We start from the raw sequence: 16489 nt of genomic DNA, 5'->3' as shown, positions 1-16489 counted from the left end.
TGACCAAGTCAATGACATTTCTGTGATCCGAGCTTGATTAGAAGAATATCTGGAGCGATTCAAGGTCGACACACTATGGATGGTGCCGGTGTCAAACTGTACAGGGTCTTTGGCGGGATGGACACTGTCAGTCTTACTGATCCTTTTCTCTTACTCGATTTCTTCGGTTCAAATGATCCTAGGGAATATGAGGCCGGATTTCCATGGCACCCTCACAGGGGAATAGAGACTGTGACTTATCTGATGGAGGGTAAAGTCGAACATGAGGATAGTGAAGGGAACAAGGGTGTCCTATACCCAGGAGACCTTCAGTGGATGACGGCAGGAAGCGGAATATTTCATCAGGAGATGCCTAAACCCATCTCTGAGGGCGATAGGGGTTTACTGCAGACCTCAGTTATGAATACAACAGTTAAAGGATTACAGTTGTGGATAAATCTTCCAGCAACTAAGAAAATGACTACCCCAGTGTATAGAGACGTTAGAAGAAATCATGCTCCTAAGGTAGAGTTTGATGGAGGTGAGGTCACTGTAGTGGCAGGGGAGGCCATGGGTGTAGAGGGGCCAGTTAAAGCTGGGGTCGCAGTAGATCCCACGTACTTGGAAGTGAAATTGAGGCCTGAGTCAGAAGCTTCATTCAAAGTGAAGCGTGGATATACGGTTTTAGTATATATAGTTGAAGGAAAGGGGAAGTTCGATCCTTCTTCGAAGACCTCTATACCCGATGGATATCTAGTCATCTATGAAGATGGTGACGAAGTGCGTGTGAGTACGGAGAAGGGCGTTCATTTTATCCTACTCTCTGGGAGGCCTCTAAATGAGCCCGTATATTGGTATGGTCCCATTGTAATGAATACCGAAGAACAGATAGTTGAGGCCTTGGCCGACCTTAGGAGAGGTACTTTCGTAAGAGAGAAACATCCCATTGTGGAATGATGGAGTCAGGAGGCCTTGAGACTCAGCAATTACGAAGCACTGATCTAGACCTAGGCCATAGGAGCTGGGTCGTATCCTAGGCGCTGGGGGAACTCGCGCCTGTAAAAGCGACCCTCTGTGATCTCCCTTCCATACAGCTCACAAAACGGTTACATTGGAACCTCTCCTACCAACGGAGATTGAGGTCACTCCGAGAAGCGGGACTCGTGGAGAGGACGCTTCGTGAGGGAGGGGTAGTTCACTGCTTAGAAATATCCTCCCGTGAATGTCTCTCCTCCGGAAAGCAAGTGTCCCCCCTTGTCGTGGGCTGTGCCCATTACAGTCACCCGTGGTGTGAGTACCACGGAGGACACCTCAGTTGAAACCATGGTTCGCGAAGCTATACCTCGTATACTACTCAACAACTATCTTCATGAAGCTTAAGCCCTCCGTCCTTCAGGCAAAGAATCCCTCTCCCTGACCTCGGCGCAGTCTGACCCTTAACCGAAGAGGCTGTAGTTCTCCGTCGTAATTAGGGGGCATCGATAGCATTCTTTACTTTCGAAGGATCCAGAGGTGTTCGATGGGGACTCTCCTTTCGTGAGGGTCGGTCTGACGCCCCCAACTGCCCACCAAATGAGAGATGTAATCCCGAACCGACGGTGAGAAGGACGAACTCATAGAATGGAACTCTCGCCCTTACAGGGCGGAAAGGAAGCCAGATTGGGACCAGTGTGTCGCTGAAGACAGTGAAGTCCTTTCTCTAAAGGAGATATATTATACAATCGGAGATGGGAGAGTCTTACGTCCTTATAATGGAGCCTTATAATGGAGAATGAAACAAGGGATAAGTAAGAGAGGTTTTACCTTTAGCTACCTCTTAGACGAGCTGTTAGGTTGGTAAGAATATCACGGGCCCACTAGCGCAATGGACCGGCCGGGATTTGAACCCGGGACCTCTCGGATGCCAACCGAGCACTCTTCCAGGCTGAGCTACCGGCCCTCGGAATCTTCCCTCGCTTCAATTGGTTTTAAGCATTTCGTGTTTCTATTTCAGAGCCCACTCTATGCCCCTCTCAGTAACCTTTGGCTCTGCGCCTAGCCCCACCAATATTGACTTTGCGGTAACTGAGTTGAGAAGAACGGCCGTGGGGCTCGGTTCTCTTTCGCTTTCCTTCATCACTTTCACCACCAACTCTTCGGCTGTCTGAGGCTTGGATGCAATTAGGTCCTTCACTTTCAGGACTAACTTGTTCATGTACTCCCTATTCACTCTTATTAGGTCGAGGACTTTGGTTGGTGCAGTTTGTAGGGGACCGTGAGCTATTACTGCTCCTTCTGTTCCTCTGACTAGCTCCTCCGCTAAGTTAAGCGATTCGAGAGCCTGCCAGAAGTCGCCGTGGAAAGGGAAAACGAAAGATTCAAGAACTCTCTGGCCGAAAACTGAATCGCCTAAGTAGGCTACACTACCCAGCACGTAGGCCGTATGTCCTGGAGTGTGTCCAGGTAGAGGCACCTTCTCCACCTCTACGTCCGTTATTTGTGCTTCTATGTCTCCATGAGGTAGATCGTAAGAGAACAGCTGGCTATCCTTGGACGAGAAGCCATAAACCATGGACCTCCTTCCTGCCTTCGATAAAGCCCACATGTCCTTTGAAGGGAGATACTTAAGTCCATTTCTCTTCAGCCCCGCTATGTGATCGGCATGTCCATGGGTGCAGAGGTACCACTCGGCGCTCAGATTCAGCTCAGCGTTTCTCCCCCCTAGGTCCACTACGATCCTCCCTTGATATATGAGGGTGTTTGGACTTCCTGGAACGACCTCTACGTCTCTTGTCAGTTTCAAGGCTATCACCTCCGAGGGTTCACACCCTCTAGCTCAAGGAGCTTCCTTTTCAGTTCCACACCTCTGGAGTAGCCTCCTAACCCGTTTTCTGCCACTACTCTATGACAGGGTATGACAAGAAGTAAGGGATTTTTTGAGAGCGCTACACCAACTGCCCTGGGGGAAGTTCCAACTTTCGCTGCCACTTCTTTGTACGTAGACGTAGTCCCCCAAACTATTTTGGTCACCTCCTTAAACACCCGTACTCTGAAAGGGTTATAATCTAAGTCCAATTGAAAGTCAAAGCTCACTTTTTTACCAGAGAAGTAAAGGTCTAATCGTCTGAAAAGAGCAGAGAAGTAGTCTTGGTCTATAAGTCCTTTTTCTGCACACCGACAAAAGTCCAGCATCCTAAGGCCCTTCTCCGTGGCCGCTACTGTTATCACTCCAAGGGGGCTCTCGTATAGACCGTACTTTATCATCGGATCCTCTCCAAAGTGGTGGGATTCAACTCTCTGTTTGACACCTCCTCCTCTATCGCGGCAAGGAACTTATCTAATGAAACCCCCCTAACTTCTACGTTACCTCTCCCTCTCACAGTAACCGTGACTTCCTCTGCTTCTCTTCTTCCCACTACTACGATGTAGGGGACGCCCTCATCGTAAGCCCTCTTTATTCTTCTTGATAGGGTTTCATCGGTACCGTCCACTTCTGTTCTAACTTTACGTTTCTTTAGTTTCTCGGCGATGGAATTCGCGTAGTAGCTCACTGCGTCAGATATTGGTATCACTCTCACCTGTACTGGGCTGAGCCAAGTAGGCAACTTACCTGAAAAGTGTTCTAGGAGTATTGCCATGAACCTGTCTATAGATCCGAAGATCGCCCTGTGAACCATAACTGGCCTCTTCTTGGAGCCGTCCCTCTCAACGTAGTCGAGTTTAAATCTGTCAGGTAAGTTAAAGTCGACCTGTATGGTAGAGAGTTGCCACCATCTCTCCAAACTATCCTTTATCTCGAAGTCTATCTTTGGGCCGTAGAATGCTCCCTCCTTCTCCTTTACTCTAAACTCGACTCCCATACTCCTCATCGCATTCACTAAGCTGTTGGTTGCCTTCTCCCATTGCTCATCGGTTCCTATGCTCTCGTCCGGTCTAGTGCTGAGGTTCACTCTGACGTCCTCTCCCTTGAACCCTAACTTCTCTAGTACTTCTAGCGTTTTCCTTATCAGAAGAGTGACCTCCTCTTGTATCTGATCCTCCCTTAGAAAGACGTGACCGTCGTCCTGCGTTATTTCCCTTACTCTAAGGAGTCCATACAACTCTCCCTTTTTCTCCCATCTATAGATGGTTCCAAATTCAGAGAACCTGATGGGGAGGTCCTTGTAGCTTCTCTGCCTCGATTTATATATCATTATGTGTCCAGGACAGTTCATGGGTTTGACGCCGAGCTCCTCATCCTCATGAGTAAAGATGAGCATCTTATCCCTATACATGTCGTAGTGACCACTGATCTTCCAAAGTATGCTCCTGTACACGTGACTGGTGAAGACCTCTTGGTAGTTCATGGACTCGTTTATCTCTTGCATGTACCTCATTAATTCCCTCCTTATTAATTGACCCTTTGGATGGAACAGGGCCAGTCCTTGACCTACCTCCTCGTGAAAACTGAAGAGGTCCATAGATTCCCCTATTAATCTGTGGTCTCTCTCCGCGGCCCTTCTGAGCCATTCCATATATCGATTTAGTTCCTCCTCAGTTTCGAAAGCGACTCCATGCACTCTCACGTACTGTCTGTCAGGAGAAGGGTGGTGGGTGGAAATATTTAGTATCTGGAAGTACCTTGGCTTATTGTCAGACGGGATATGTGAGGACTTCAATCGCAATCCGTTAACTTCAATCTCTCCATCCGACACCTTCAGCTGGATGTCGGTATATTGAGCGAACTTCGTAGCTTCTTCTAGTTCTATCGATTTGTCTGACTCTACATCTACGTAGAACTCCCTCTCTCCTACTCCCACTGCAACTGGCCTGTACCCTGCTCTTGCCATGTTTGCCGCAAGTATAACGGCACCCTTGATCCACGTGGAGGTGTAATCCTGCACAGTGCGCTTTTATGAGTGCTGAGTAAATTAGATTATCGTTGGATGTACTCATAATTGCCAGTGGGGGCGGACATACAGGTTACGCTAGAGCGATAGCCCAATACTTAGAGGAAAAAGTAGACTTCGTGGTTCCCGAGGGCGACTTGCTATCCAGAAAGCTACTCGAGCCCTATGCTAGGAAGATCTTTGAGGTAGCTAAGGGAAGGGAGCCATCTGGGGGGTCGCTTCTCTTAGGCGTGTTAAGGGCGCTAACTCAGAGTTTTCAGCTACCGAAGTATGATGCGACCGTGGCAACGGGTTCTAACCATTCTGTCGTTCCATCATTAATTGAGAGGGTCAAAGGTTCCTCGATTTATGCGATAGAGAGCCAGGACAGGATAGTTACTCGGGGAAAGGCAATTCACTTAATCTCTAGATTCTCTAGGGCGGTCTTCCTCCACTGGAAGGAGCAGCTTCCTCTGTATAAAAACGGAGTGGTGACGGGCCCCATAGTTGAAAAACCTAAGTATGATGCCAGGGACGAAGGCTACGTCCTTTTCACTGCTGGAAGTATGGGATTTCACCGACTCTTTAAGAAGGCCTTGGCCCTGCAGGTTAAGGGAGTTGTTCAGACGGGTAGGCTCTCGCCCGACCTTTATAGAAGCCAAAGGCCGGATTGGAATTTCTTCGACTACGACATAGATCTAGAGAGATGGATAGCACACGCCTCAATAGTCGTAACCCATCAAGGGAAGACCGCGATGGAGGCCGTGGTAATGTATAGGAAGCCTACCGTAGTTGTCTACAACTCGGACTGGACAAGGGCAGCATCTAGAGAGGACACCAAGATCTACGCTGAGTTACTTGGGGCATATTTCCTAGAGGACCCGTCAAAGTGGAAAGGTGATGAACTTAACACCGCTCTGGCTTCCGTCAAGGAACCCAAGCCAATTGAGCCTGGGACGATTAAGTTGGTTAACTACGTTCTAAAGAGAAGACTCGGCTCAGGTTAGAGGTTTATTGTTGTCATCCGACCTCAAGTGTCCTAGGTCCTTGGCTTATCTTGGACACTATCACCCTTCTCGCCCCGGCGTCCCTTAGCAAATTCTCGATCTCATCTGCTCTAGAGCTGGAAGTTATTACGTGTGGATTAGGACCGGCGTCGAAGGTATAGGCAGCCTTACCATAGGCGTAAATTATTTCCATCACTTTTATAGATATATCGTTAAGATACCAAGTTGGCGGCCAAGAGTCCATGATTACTGAGTGCATACTGTTGCTATGCCTCATCACCAATTCATAGAAGGAACTCTCGTCTCTGTTAGCTATACTCTCTATCATTTTAGGTAGGGTCCTGTTCACGAACTCCAACCTGCTATCTAACGTGGGGGCAGTCCTTACTCTCTTCATCCCTTCTCTAGATGAAATCTTCTTTTTTGAATCTGAGACGAGTCCTATCACATCAACTAGGTCCCAGTGGGAAGGGGGGAACAATTCTTCACAGTAAGAGTCACTGCCGTCGTTCCTCGTCCCCTTCTTCCACAATACAAATCCACCGAAGATACTCCTGCAGGCGCTGCCGGAACCCTCTCGAGCTAACTTCGAGATTTCCTTTCTGTCTAACCCTAACCCTAACGCCTCGTTGCATGCCCACACGAGTGCGGCCATTCCGGCCGCTGAGGATGCCAGACCTGCCGACTCTGGAAACGTAGAGACAGACCGCACCACCGCTCGAAGTCCTTGGTCCCCAGCCACCTTCCTAATAGATCTCATTACTCTACCTGCATACTCCTTCACCTCTTCGTCACTTAATCTCCTTTGGTTAACGTAGACCTCGTCTCTATCGAACTCCCTGGATAAAGTCACCTCAGTCTTAACGGTTAGGTCTAGGGTCATGGATAAGCTGTCGTTCAAAGGCAAGTTAAGCTCCTCGTTCCTTTTCCCCCAATATTTCACCAGCGCTATGTTTGCAGGTGCTTCAACTACGGCTCTCTTCACTCTTCTCTCACCCCCATATCTTCCTTAACGTAGAACACTGTTAGCCCTCTCTTCCGCCACTTGGCCTCCACACTCGCTAAATCATCTCCTAGGGCGAAGTATAGCTCTCCTCCTCCCGCTCCTGGTGAGAGAGAGACATATGCTCCATTCTCCTCAGCTTCATCTATTACTTTCCCCATCTCACCGTTAAGGTTGACACCTACAGTCTTGGCGGCCTGTGCCAGAATGTTCCTAGCCAGTCTGGTATGTAGAGCAGCAGCATCAATCTTTCCTCTTTTCAACAGATTGATAGCGTTTTGATTCTCCTCGTCGATCAACTTCATTAGCGGTTCTATTTTGGATCTCCCCTCAATGAACCGTTTCACCAATTCTACTGTAGAGGAAGGTCTTCCACTTAGCCCAACGATCATAGACACCTTATCTCCTAGCTTTAATGGTTCATGATAGGAGTCCACCTTGATAGGATCAGTGAAAGTCCTGTAAACAACGCTGCCGAAGACAGCAGCTGCTACATCAAACCCACTTCCTATCCCTCCCTGCCTCCTCCAGTTGGCCCTTTGGGCCTTAACATAAATCTCGCCTAAGTCGAGTCTCCCATGGAGGTATTTGTATATGCAGGCCGTGAGTGCTACTGTAGCAGCGGAGGAGCTTCCTAAACCTGTCTTTCTTCCGTTCCTGATGAACTCTCTATCGTTCATAAGCTTAACCCGTAGTGGAGGAACCTTCCCCTCCTCTCTCTCGAACTCCTCTAGGACAGATTGAATGAGTTCGTTCCCCTTTCCTTCAAAAACACCGAAGTTAGTCTCGTAAATTGGTCTCTGAGACTCACAGACCTCACATCTTACTCTCTTGTCTATAGCTATAACGTGGGCGAGCCCTCCGAACACCACAGTATAACTGCCTATCCATAGGACCTTTCCTGGCGCCGAAATCATTAGTTATAAGCCCACGCTATCTACCTTAAAGGTATGAGGGTAGGAGACTTCGAGGTCTCAATAGGCATAGGAACGTGGAGAATGGGAGGCGGCTATTGGGAGGCCGATACGTCGAGGGATGCTCAGTGGATCGAGGTCATAAGATACGCGCTAGAGAAGGGTCTTACACTCGTCGACACGGCAGAGATGTATGGAGGTGGACACGCAGAAGAGCTAGTGGGTAAAGCGGTGTCTGGTATCGAGCGAGACTCCTTCTTTGTAGTGACTAAGCTGTGGAGTAATCACCTTAGGTATGATGACGTTATCAAGTATGGAAGGTTGAGCTTGAGGAGGTTAGGCCTGAAGTATGTAGATCTATTACTCATTCATTGGCCAAACTCCTCTGTGCCCATAGGGGAAACAGTCAGGGCCATGGAGAGACTAGTAGAGGAGGGAACCACGAGGTTCATAGGAGTGAGTAACTTCAATGAGGAGGAACTTAGGAACGCCATGGAATCCACGTCGAAGTACGAGATCGTTGCTAATGAGATAGAGTACAACGTGTTTAGAAAGGACCCAGAGGAGGGACTAATTCCCTTCTGTGAAAAGAGTGGCGTAACAGTGATTGCATACACGCCCTTGGCAAGAGGGCGAGTGTCAGTAGATCCTAAGGTTAGGAAAGTTGCAGAGAGGTATGGCAGAACCCCTGTGCAGGTAGCTCTGAAGTATGTGATGAGGAGGTCTATTCCTATTCCTAAGGCGTCATCTAGAGAGCACGTCGATGATATTGTTGGGGCGTTAGGCTGGAATCTCAGCGAGGATGACTATCTATACTTGAAGTCGGTTTAGGAGATAATATGGATAAGAGTTTTTAGGCCGTTCCTAGTGAGTAGAAATTCGATCCGTCTATGACCAGAACTAAAAGGACCAGTGTGGAACTTGTTGGCGATATCTTAAGAGTTGTAGCTGAAGGCAGGGGACGGAAGTCAGCAATAATGAGAGATGCCAATCTGAGTTACGAGGTAATGGAGAAGTACTTGGCTTATCTCAGAGAGAAGGGTTTGTTAATTGAGGAAGGTGGGATGTTCAAGCTCACCGAGAAGGGAGTAGAACTTCTCAATAGGCTCGATTCGCTGAGGGAACTGCAGGCAAAAGCTAGTGAACTTATTAACCAAATAAGAGAAGAACTTTATTAGTGGAAATCATAGATGTAGCTATACTAACATTATCGTTAACTTTTGTAGAACTGTCCCTCCTTAATTTCTACTTGCGTAAGAGAACTGAAGTTGTAAGGAGGGACCTCGAGAAGCTGAAGGCTTTGAAGACGTTGGAGCTTCTCGAACGGATGATAACTTCCTTTTCGGAGGGTTCTGTATCAGAAGTTCTCACTCAGAGTCTATTAAGCGTCGATATTCAAGGAGAGATAGGCACAGTGATTGAATTTGTAAACGGAAAGATTCCCTTTATAAAGAAGGAGCTAGAGGGAATATCGTGGTTGGTCAAGGATCTAGAGGAGCTGACGTCGTTGGACGCTAAGTTCTCAGATTACTTAAGGAACTCCATGTTATTGGGTTTTCTCACTTTAGGACTCTCCTTAGGGTACGTTACCACTGGTAGCACCCTTTTTGTAGGTCTAGAGCTTGCAACTCTCATCTACATGAGTTACTTCATCGTTTTATCCTTTAGACTGCTGGAGGTTATAAAAAACATGAAAAGAAAGGCACACTTATTTAAGCATCCCTGACATGTTGTTCTTTCTGAAGGATGTTCTCTAAGATCTTGGCCTCTGTGTCTCCTTTATATTTCGAGACTAGCCCAATTAACTCCTTAAGTAAATCAAGCGGGAGAGTTTGTTCTGATCCCATTACACTTCCCAATCTGTCCCTAATTGGCCTAATTAACTCCAGCAACTCTGGAATAGTTAGCTCAGGCGTTTCACCAGAGAGGGAGAGAAATGCGTTTCCTAACGCCTCCGATAATTCCTTGATACACTTCTTGGCCTCGTTCTCTTGTTTCGATTCAACCGAACTCCTTAAAGATTGAAGCTTCTTCACGATGATCAGTTTGTGCAACTCTAGCGCTACCATAGAGGTCCTCACACTTTTTGAAGCCACCACTCTGACGGAGCCGGACTCTCCAAGAACGTCCACATAGCCTCCGAACACTAGTTCCTCTAAGGACTTGAGGACGCTTTCCCTAGTCTCTAACGGTATCATTAGTTCAATTAATTTATCTACCGTTATTCCATTTGGGCCAGTCCGAGAGATCATGGTCAAACATTTCCTAGTTTTCGCGGAAAGGAATTCCACACACTATCTAACTTCTTCTCCTCTTTATCTCTCAGGGTTGCGGAGAGACCTCATCAGTAACGATGTGAGAGGGATGGCCCATTTAAATATCAATTCTCAAGAAATTTACTGATAAAAGTCGTCGATGACGTAAGCCTTGCCGAGAAGCTTCCGTCAAAGGGAGGGTTCGTGAGGTAACGTCTCCGCCCCCAACCAATCACACTTCGTTTGCACCGACCGATCTAGGTCGAGGCTGGGACTACACTCAACCACCTGTGGAGCCCTCTGCCCGTTGGGCAAGGTAAGGTTATGAAGTAGGAAGTCCAGTCCGTAAGGGATAGTTCACCCCTCAGGGGGTACCATATGATTTAGTTGTAGGCAAGACGTCATTAAACCAGAAGGGCATCCCATTTGTCTAAGTCTCGTGCCAGAGACTCGTTTAAGATGCCCTGTGGAAGAACGATCAATCTTCTCCTCATTGCTGGGAGAAAGTTCGGCTTGCTAACTCACCGATTTGGAGTTTCCGCCACAATCCGTTAACGACCTGAAATACATGCGTCTAGCCTCCTCTGCGGCTCCCCTATACTCCACGATGGGCCTCCTATATCCATTAACTTCCTTTCGCTCTAAGTCAAGAATTTTCTCTTTGCTAACTCCCTTAGTTCAGTAACCCATTTCTTGATATACTCAGCGTCCGGGTCGAATTTTCTTTGTTGTAGCCATGGGTTGTAAAGTCTGAACATGTAATCCGTTCCAGTGGAAGCCACCCACTGCCAGTTTCCGTTGTTAACCGCAGGATCGTAGTCCACCAACTTAGTCGCAAAGTACTTTTCACCTATCCTCCAATCTATGTGAAGAAGTTTCACTAGGACCGAAGCGGCCACCATTCGCACTCTGTTGTGCATGTAGCCGACTGCATTTAACTGCCTCATTCCAGCGTCTACCAACGGGAACCCGGTACGACCCTCTGTCCACGCCTTGAATTTTTTCCAATCGTTTTCCCATTTTATACAGTTATATTCTTGTTTGAAAGCTTCTCCGAATACGCGGGGATTGTAGTACGCTATTAGAGTGAAGAAGTCTCTCCAGAACAGTTGTCTTCTAATTGGCTCAGGCACGTTGTAGTAGGCCTCTCTTATGGACACGGTTCCGAACTTTATGTGAGCTGAAAGCATGGTGGTGGCCTCCTCAGCGGGGAACTCCCGTTTGTCGACATTTAGAGTTCTAGCTCTCTCTAGTAATCCCATTGCCTCTCTCCTACCCCCTCTTACTATCGGTTTTTCCCCGACAACGTACTTACTGAGAATTCGTGTACTAGTTCCCAGTTTCGATTTAGAGAATTTTCCACCCTTCGTTCCGACGGGCTTTCTTATCGAGATTCCCATCGCTTCGGCGTAGAATCTAGAGAACGTGTGATATGGCCTTCCTTTTCTCAGGAAAAACTCCTTCGGCATCAGTGTATAGTCTTCAGTTACATTAACCTGAATTCCCCTACTTTTGCACCTTTCCATTAGCTTTTCGTCCCTTATTTTAGCGAATGGCGTATAATCTTGGTTAAAGAATATCGCATTGACCGGAAGTGAAGGTATCACGTCCTCCGCTATTCCTTCAATCAAGTTCAGCTCCCCGCCTAACGTTTTCAGCTCCTCGTTTAGCTCCACTATGGAGTTAATGAAGAACGCTATTGCGAAGTCTGATTTATATTCGTTGTGGAGAAGCTGTCTTGGATCTAAGACGAGCAATGGTACTACCGCTTGACAGCTTTCCAACGCTAGGTTAAGTCCCGTGTTGTCCTGAAGTCTCAGATCCCTCCTGAATAGAAACGCACAAAACACCTGACGTATATCCATAGATTCCTTATAAAATGGGATTAAATCAGCCCTAATAGTTAGGAGTGGGCCCGGGGGGATTTGAACCCCCGACCACGAGGACCCGAACCTCGCATCCTAGTCCAGGCTAGACCACGGGCCCCCGATGCTTTTAATGTGGCCTCGGATTTAAACTTGATGAGCCTAGAGAACGTTATAGAGACCATCGCGAAGCGTATAGCAGGAGATGTAGTGTGGAACGAGAATCCAGGTCTAGCAATGAGAAAGTGGAGGGTTGCATTCAATGCCTCTCAATCTGATGTAGCGAGGATGCTTAACGTATCAACGTCAGTAATTGGAGATTACGAGAAAGGGAGGAGAATACCAGGCACTAGGTTCATCAAGAAATTCGTGCAGTCTTTAATAGATATCGATAAGGAGAGAGGATTGCCTCTTATCAAGGAACTCGCTAAGGGAATTAGCGTAAATCCTGACTACGTCATAGACGCTGGTGATTTCTATGAGCCAGTCTCGTTTGATAGGTTACTGAAACTGACTGATGGTATTCTTATTAACAGTTTCTATCCAGAGGTTCAAGTCTACGGCTATCTAGTCACAGATAGTATAAGATCGATTTCTATGCATCGAGGTAACGAGTTCTATCAACTTCTAGGGCTCAGTATAAACAGGGCCCTAATATTTACTAAAGTCAGAAGTGGTAGGTCTCCCATGATAGCATTACGGATAGCACCCATAAAACCTAACGTTGTAATCCTTCATAGACCCATAAAGTTCGACCCGTTAGCGATGGTTCTAGCCGACTCAGACGGAATTCCCGTCATACTATCAACACTTAAATCGGAGGAGGAACTGGTGAAGAACCTCAGGAGCCTCCACTCAAGATCGATATAGCTTTAGCTATGTCACCATTAGCCCTCTCCAGTGCCTCCCTAGCTTCCTTCTCGCTCTTTCCAGTTTGTGCTATAACGAAGTTTACGTCTTCTTGGCTTACCTCGACTCTGCTAGACTTCACAGTCTCAGACTTCTTGCCCCCCATTACAGTTATCGCGCTCTGTCCCCCCACCTTGGCTTGGATCACAGTAGGCTCATCTATCGTAATGATGGTATCAGGAGTTTCTATAATAACTCTAATAGCGTTTATCTGATCAGTTTCAATCCCCATCTTCTTGAGCTTCTTAACATCCTTGGAACTAACCATGTATGAAGGCGTCTTGGACAAAGCTTAATACTTTGCGGTCGCACCGTAAAGAAAAACGAAGAATGATGCGAAATGTACACGCTGAAGATTTTAGGTGGCGGTCGAGAGGTAGGTAGGGCTGGCGTTGAAGTAACGGACGGGGTTCATAGCGTAGTTATGGACTATGGTGTGAACTTTGATCAGAACGATAAGCCCAACTTCCCTCTCCAGACCTCACCGAGGGCTTTAACTGGTTTCGTCGTATCTCACGCACACTTAGATCACACGGGGGCACTTCCCATATACCAGATATCTGGCTCTAAGCCAGTGTTCGGGACGTTAATGACTAAGGTGATAACTGAGGTAATGCTTAAGGATTTTCTTAAGCTATCTGCAGCTCACATACCATATGAGTGGGTTGAAGTCAAGAAGACCATGGAAAGCTTTACCGCTGTAGAGTATGGTCAGGAATTCGAGATAGGCCCCTTCAAGGTGAGATTAGACGACGCCGGTCACATTCCTGGCAGTGCGATGATTACAGTTGGAACCGACAAGGGGGTCGTGACCTACACGGGCGACATAAATCTGACAGAGACTAAATTAAGTAAAAGGGCCGAAATAGAGAAACTTAAAGACACTAGCGTTGTAGTAATGGAAACGACGTATGGTACCTTCAGACACCTCGAGAGGCCCAAGGTTGAAGATGAGTTCGTGAACGCAGTTAAAGAGGTTGTAGAGGGTGGAGGGACGGTTTTAGTCCCAGCCTTTAGCCTGTCTAGAAGCCAAGAGGTCATGGCTGTATTGGCGGAAAAGAACTTTCCATATCCAGTTTACTTCGACGGGATGATAAGGGAGTTAACTAGAATGATGCTAGAGAATAGACAATTCGTGAACAGATATGACGTTCTGAGTAAGGCTTTTGAAACTTTCCAGCCAGTGAGAGGTTGGGAGGATAGGCATAAGGTGTGGAGGGAGAGGGGAGTCATAGTAGCAAGCGCGGGAATGTTGAAGGGGGGCCCATCAGTTTATTACTTCAAGAGAATAGAAGATAATCCAAGAAACGCAATATTCCTCGTCAGCTATCAGGGAGAAAGAACTCCAGGCAGGAGGTTATTGGAAATGGGAAAGTTTGACGAGCAGTCTAAGTTACTTAAGGCAAGACTGCAGATGTTTGACTTCTCTAGTCATGCTGGTAAGGATCAGTTACTAGAGATCCTTCGAGCTGTGCCAAACCTTCAGAAGGTTGTGTTAGTCCACGGCTCCGAGCAGAGCGTGCAGGGCTTCGGGCAACTAGCTAAGGAACAATTGGGAGTAGAAGTAGTAGGTCCCGAGAACGGCCAAGACATCCCGCTGTGGTCTTAAATGAGACTCCTACTCATCCACGCAGACAACTTCTGGTTCAAGGTCAAGGAACGAGCTCTAAGGGAGGCCGAGGAAGAAGCTATGGAGGAGTTTTCAAAGAGAAACGTTCTAGTCGCATTCGTCTCAGTTGAGGAGGGCGACGATGTAGAGACAGCCAAGAAAGCCGCTAACGATCTCACTGAGGTCAAAAAAAGGGTGGGTGCATCCTCTATTGTGATTTACCCTTACGCACATCTATCTTCTAACTTAGCTTCTCCCTCAAACGCCATTGCACTCCTGTCTTCGTTGCATAGTTTCGTCAGGGAGCTTGGTGAGGAAGCTGAAAGGGCACCCTTCGGTTGGTATAAAGAGTTCTACATTCATTGCTTAGGGCATCCTCTGAGCGAATTGTCTAGGACTGTAAGTAATGTTGAGGAGCTAAGGATCTCCAAATCCTTGGAGATTTGCACTAAATTCGATGGGGTTTCCATGAGATTCTTCAGGGATGCAGTGGTTCACTACATAAGCCAATTGGCAGGAGCTAGGACTGTGACGGACGGAGAACCTGCAAGTGATTCTCAAGCCGGTGTAGTAATGCGGCCCAACTCTGGAAAATTACTTCCATGTGTAAACGAAAGGATAGGCGTCTTCGTGAAGGTGCTTAAGGACGTACCACTGCCTGAGAACTTTGAGGATGATGCCAATAGATACGTCTTAAAAAGGAAAGACGCTAACGGAGTTTTAGTAGACGTGAACAGGTATATCTACTATCTGCTTATAGAGGCGGTGAAGAGGCAGGAGAAGGGATTGGCTCCCATGCTACCTCTATGGATGGCTCCCATACAAATTAGACTGTTACCAATATCTAGTAAGTTCCTAGACCAGGCAATTGAGATGGGAAAATCACTATCTCCATTTAGGGTAGATGTAGATGATACCGAGGAGAGGCTTGGGAGTAAAATACGTCGGGCTGGAGGAGAATGGATTCCCTTCGTCGCCGTGATTGGGGAGAGAGAGGCCTTGACTGGGACCCTAACTGTGAGGATAAGAGAGTCAGGGGAACAACTCACTCTCACGCCAGAGGAGCTCAAAGCCAAGGTGAAAGATCCGTTAGCCCTAAGACAACCTTTCCCATTCCTTGTCAGTGAAAGGAGTTGAACTCTGTAGTAGCAAAGGTTCCATTGAAGCTTACACTTTTCGGCGAGCATGCGGTAGTTTACAAGAGACCAGCACTGGCCTTCACTACGTCCGAGAGTCTGACCGTGAAAGTTAAGGAGTCATCCAAGTTCCTCCTAAAATCTGATTCACTCAGGTTTACTGGGGCTTCAGTGGATCTAGACTCCCTCACTTTAGAGAGCCCAGAGGCGGGACGACTGGTAGAATATGTTGTGGCCACCTTAAAGCATTTTCACGTCAAAAGACCGTTAGAGGTGGAGATCCAGTCCACGGTTGAACCTTCTGTTGGCATGGGTACAAGCGCCGCTGTAGTAGTTGGTATGGTAGCAGCTCTATCACATTATCTGGGCTTTAACTTCTCCAAAGACGAGATAGCGAGAACTTCCTACGAGATTGAACTTGAAGTTCAGGGGTTAGGAAGTAAAATGGACACCTTCACTGAGACCATAGGTGGGATAATCTACTTTCGCAGAGACGGGACGTATGAAGTCCTCCCTGAGAGGAAGATCCCTATTGTCGCCGGCTATATGCCAAGGACCACCACAACCAAGCAGCTTCTTCACAAGGTCAAGTCCCTTATGGAGAGGGAGCCCAAGCTGTTTAACGATTTGATGGAGCTTATGGGAAACGTTACCGAACGAGCCAAGGATTTGATAGTGAAAGAAGACTACGAGAATCTTTCGTTGCTGGCACCGTTCTCTCACGGGTTATTGAGTGCACTTGGAGTGACTAATTCTTCAATAGACGAATTTGTCTCAAGGGCCAAGGAGCTGGGAGTTGGATGTAAAGTGAGTGGCGGTGGCGCTGGGGGTTCCTTGCTTTGTGTCACAAAAGACCCATACTCGTCTCTACAAGCCAAGTCACTCCTCTTGTCCTTCGGAGCCAAAATAGTAGACTCTAATCCCACGTTCACAGGAGTATATACAAGTTTTATTTGAGTTCGAAA

The 16489-nt window shown here is 47.3% G+C and carries 16 protein-coding genes, 2 tRNA genes and 1 pseudogene; 9 read left to right on the top strand and 10 right to left on the bottom strand.

Translation table 11 applies throughout. The features are described from left to right. The first annotated feature begins 33 nt into the window (after positions 1 to 33). On the top strand, positions 34 to 936 hold the full coding sequence (locus tag HS1genome_RS00345) for a pirin family protein (protein WP_126449012.1): 903 nt from the start codon (positions 34 to 36) through the stop codon (positions 934 to 936). 908 nt (positions 937 to 1844) lie between these two features. Here HS1genome_RS00345 and HS1genome_RS00340 read toward each other — a convergent pair. From HS1genome_RS00340 to thrS, 4 genes are all read right to left on the bottom strand, one after another. Continuing rightward, a tRNA-Ala gene (locus tag HS1genome_RS00340) sits at positions 1845 to 1918 on the bottom strand. Positions 1919 to 1963: 45 nt separating this feature from the next. Then, complete coding sequence (locus tag HS1genome_RS00335; protein ID WP_126449011.1) at positions 1964 to 2761, bottom strand: MBL fold metallo-hydrolase; 798 nt, start codon at positions 2759 to 2761, stop codon at positions 1964 to 1966. A 5-nt stretch (positions 2762 to 2766) separates the two neighbouring features. Then, positions 2767 to 3222: a methylated-DNA--[protein]-cysteine S-methyltransferase gene (locus tag HS1genome_RS00330; protein WP_126449010.1), complete on the bottom strand. Its 456-nt coding sequence runs from the start codon at positions 3220 to 3222 to the stop codon at positions 2767 to 2769. Further along, positions 3219 to 4841: a threonine--tRNA ligase gene (gene thrS, locus HS1genome_RS00325; protein WP_373286751.1), complete on the bottom strand. Its 1623-nt coding sequence runs from the start codon at positions 4839 to 4841 to the stop codon at positions 3219 to 3221. Before thrS ends, HS1genome_RS00330 begins: the two co-directional genes overlap by 4 nt. Positions 4842 to 4879: 38 nt before the next feature. Here thrS and HS1genome_RS00320 point away from each other — a divergent pair, with 38 nt between their 5' ends. Further along, on the top strand, positions 4880 to 5833 hold the full coding sequence (locus tag HS1genome_RS00320) for a UDP-N-acetylglucosamine--N-acetylmuramyl-(pentapeptide) pyrophosphoryl-undecaprenol N-acetylglucosamine transferase (RefSeq protein WP_126449009.1): 954 nt from the start codon (positions 4880 to 4882) through the stop codon (positions 5831 to 5833). A gap of 13 nt (positions 5834 to 5846) precedes the next feature. Here the strand turns inward: HS1genome_RS00320 and mvaD are convergent, their stop codons facing one another. Together mvaD and HS1genome_RS00310 are read right to left on the bottom strand one after the other, a co-directional pair. Next, the gene (gene mvaD, locus HS1genome_RS00315; RefSeq protein ID WP_126449008.1) at positions 5847 to 6818 is read right to left on the bottom strand and encodes a diphosphomevalonate decarboxylase; all 972 of its coding nucleotides are present in this window, start codon (positions 6816 to 6818) and stop codon (positions 5847 to 5849) included. Next, complete coding sequence (locus tag HS1genome_RS00310; protein WP_126449007.1) at positions 6815 to 7753, bottom strand: GHMP family kinase ATP-binding protein; 939 nt, start codon at positions 7751 to 7753, stop codon at positions 6815 to 6817. The genes mvaD and HS1genome_RS00310 overlap by 4 nt, the downstream gene beginning before the upstream one ends. Before the next feature lie 33 nt (positions 7754 to 7786). Here HS1genome_RS00310 and HS1genome_RS00305 point away from each other — a divergent pair, with 33 nt between their 5' ends. Genes HS1genome_RS00305 through HS1genome_RS00295 form a run of 3 tightly spaced genes read left to right on the top strand, consistent with a single transcriptional unit; the run spans position 7787 to position 9476 of the window. Further along, positions 7787 to 8581, top strand: coding sequence for an aldo/keto reductase (locus HS1genome_RS00305; protein WP_126449006.1), 795 nt, complete (start codon positions 7787 to 7789; stop codon positions 8579 to 8581). A 59-nt stretch (positions 8582 to 8640) separates the two neighbouring features. After that, the gene (locus tag HS1genome_RS00300) at positions 8641 to 8928 is read left to right on the top strand and encodes an Sso10a family chromatin protein (protein ID WP_126449005.1); all 288 of its coding nucleotides are present in this window, start codon (positions 8641 to 8643) and stop codon (positions 8926 to 8928) included. After that, on the top strand, positions 8928 to 9476 hold the full coding sequence (locus HS1genome_RS00295; RefSeq protein ID WP_126449004.1) for a hypothetical protein: 549 nt from the start codon (positions 8928 to 8930) through the stop codon (positions 9474 to 9476). The genes HS1genome_RS00300 and HS1genome_RS00295 overlap by 1 nt, the downstream gene beginning before the upstream one ends. Here the strand turns inward: HS1genome_RS00295 and HS1genome_RS00290 are convergent. The 3 genes from HS1genome_RS00290 to HS1genome_RS00280 form a co-directional block, all read right to left on the bottom strand. Next, the gene (locus HS1genome_RS00290) at positions 9463 to 10002 is read right to left on the bottom strand and encodes a hypothetical protein (RefSeq protein ID WP_126449003.1); all 540 of its coding nucleotides are present in this window, start codon (positions 10000 to 10002) and stop codon (positions 9463 to 9465) included. The genes HS1genome_RS00295 and HS1genome_RS00290 overlap by 14 nt on opposite strands. 644 nt (positions 10003 to 10646) lie before the next feature. Next, the gene (locus tag HS1genome_RS00285) at positions 10647 to 11855 is read right to left on the bottom strand and encodes a cryptochrome/photolyase family protein (RefSeq protein WP_232018770.1); all 1209 of its coding nucleotides are present in this window, start codon (positions 11853 to 11855) and stop codon (positions 10647 to 10649) included. A 60-nt stretch (positions 11856 to 11915) separates the two neighbouring features. After that, a tRNA-Pro gene (locus HS1genome_RS00280) sits at positions 11916 to 11991 on the bottom strand. Between the two features lie 35 nt (positions 11992 to 12026). On the opposite strand from HS1genome_RS00280, the gene HS1genome_RS00275 reads away from it, so the two are divergent. After that, on the top strand, positions 12027 to 12740 hold the full coding sequence (locus HS1genome_RS00275) for a helix-turn-helix domain-containing protein (RefSeq protein WP_126449002.1): 714 nt from the start codon (positions 12027 to 12029) through the stop codon (positions 12738 to 12740). On the opposite strand, the gene HS1genome_RS00270 is transcribed toward HS1genome_RS00275, so the two are convergent. Beyond that, complete coding sequence (locus tag HS1genome_RS00270) at positions 12712 to 13047, bottom strand: nascent polypeptide-associated complex protein (protein ID WP_126449001.1); 336 nt, start codon at positions 13045 to 13047, stop codon at positions 12712 to 12714. The two genes, HS1genome_RS00275 and HS1genome_RS00270, sit on opposite strands and share 29 nt — an antisense overlap. On the opposite strand from HS1genome_RS00270, the pseudogene HS1genome_RS00265 reads away from it, so the two are divergent. The 3 genes and pseudogenes from HS1genome_RS00265 to mvk all read left to right on the top strand — a co-directional run bounded on the left by HS1genome_RS00265 (position 13046) and on the right by mvk (position 16481). Further along, a pseudogene (locus tag HS1genome_RS00265) lies at positions 13046 to 14388 on the top strand (MBL fold metallo-hydrolase). The gene HS1genome_RS00270 and the pseudogene HS1genome_RS00265 sit on opposite strands and share 2 nt — an antisense overlap. Next, positions 14389 to 15525, top strand: a complete 1137-nt coding sequence (locus tag HS1genome_RS00260) for a threonyl-tRNA synthetase editing domain-containing protein (protein WP_126448999.1) — start codon at positions 14389 to 14391, stop codon at positions 15523 to 15525. Then, complete coding sequence (gene mvk, locus HS1genome_RS00255) at positions 15522 to 16481, top strand: mevalonate kinase (protein ID WP_126448998.1); 960 nt, start codon at positions 15522 to 15524, stop codon at positions 16479 to 16481. Before HS1genome_RS00260 ends, mvk begins: the two co-directional genes overlap by 4 nt. Positions 16482 to 16489 lie beyond the last annotated feature (8 nt).

Origin of the sequence: Sulfodiicoccus acidiphilus (assembly GCF_003967175.1) — an archaeon.
GTDB lineage: Archaea > Thermoproteota > Thermoprotei_A > Sulfolobales > Sulfolobaceae > Sulfodiicoccus > Sulfodiicoccus acidiphilus.
This window is presented reverse-complemented; position numbering and strand designations above follow the sequence as displayed.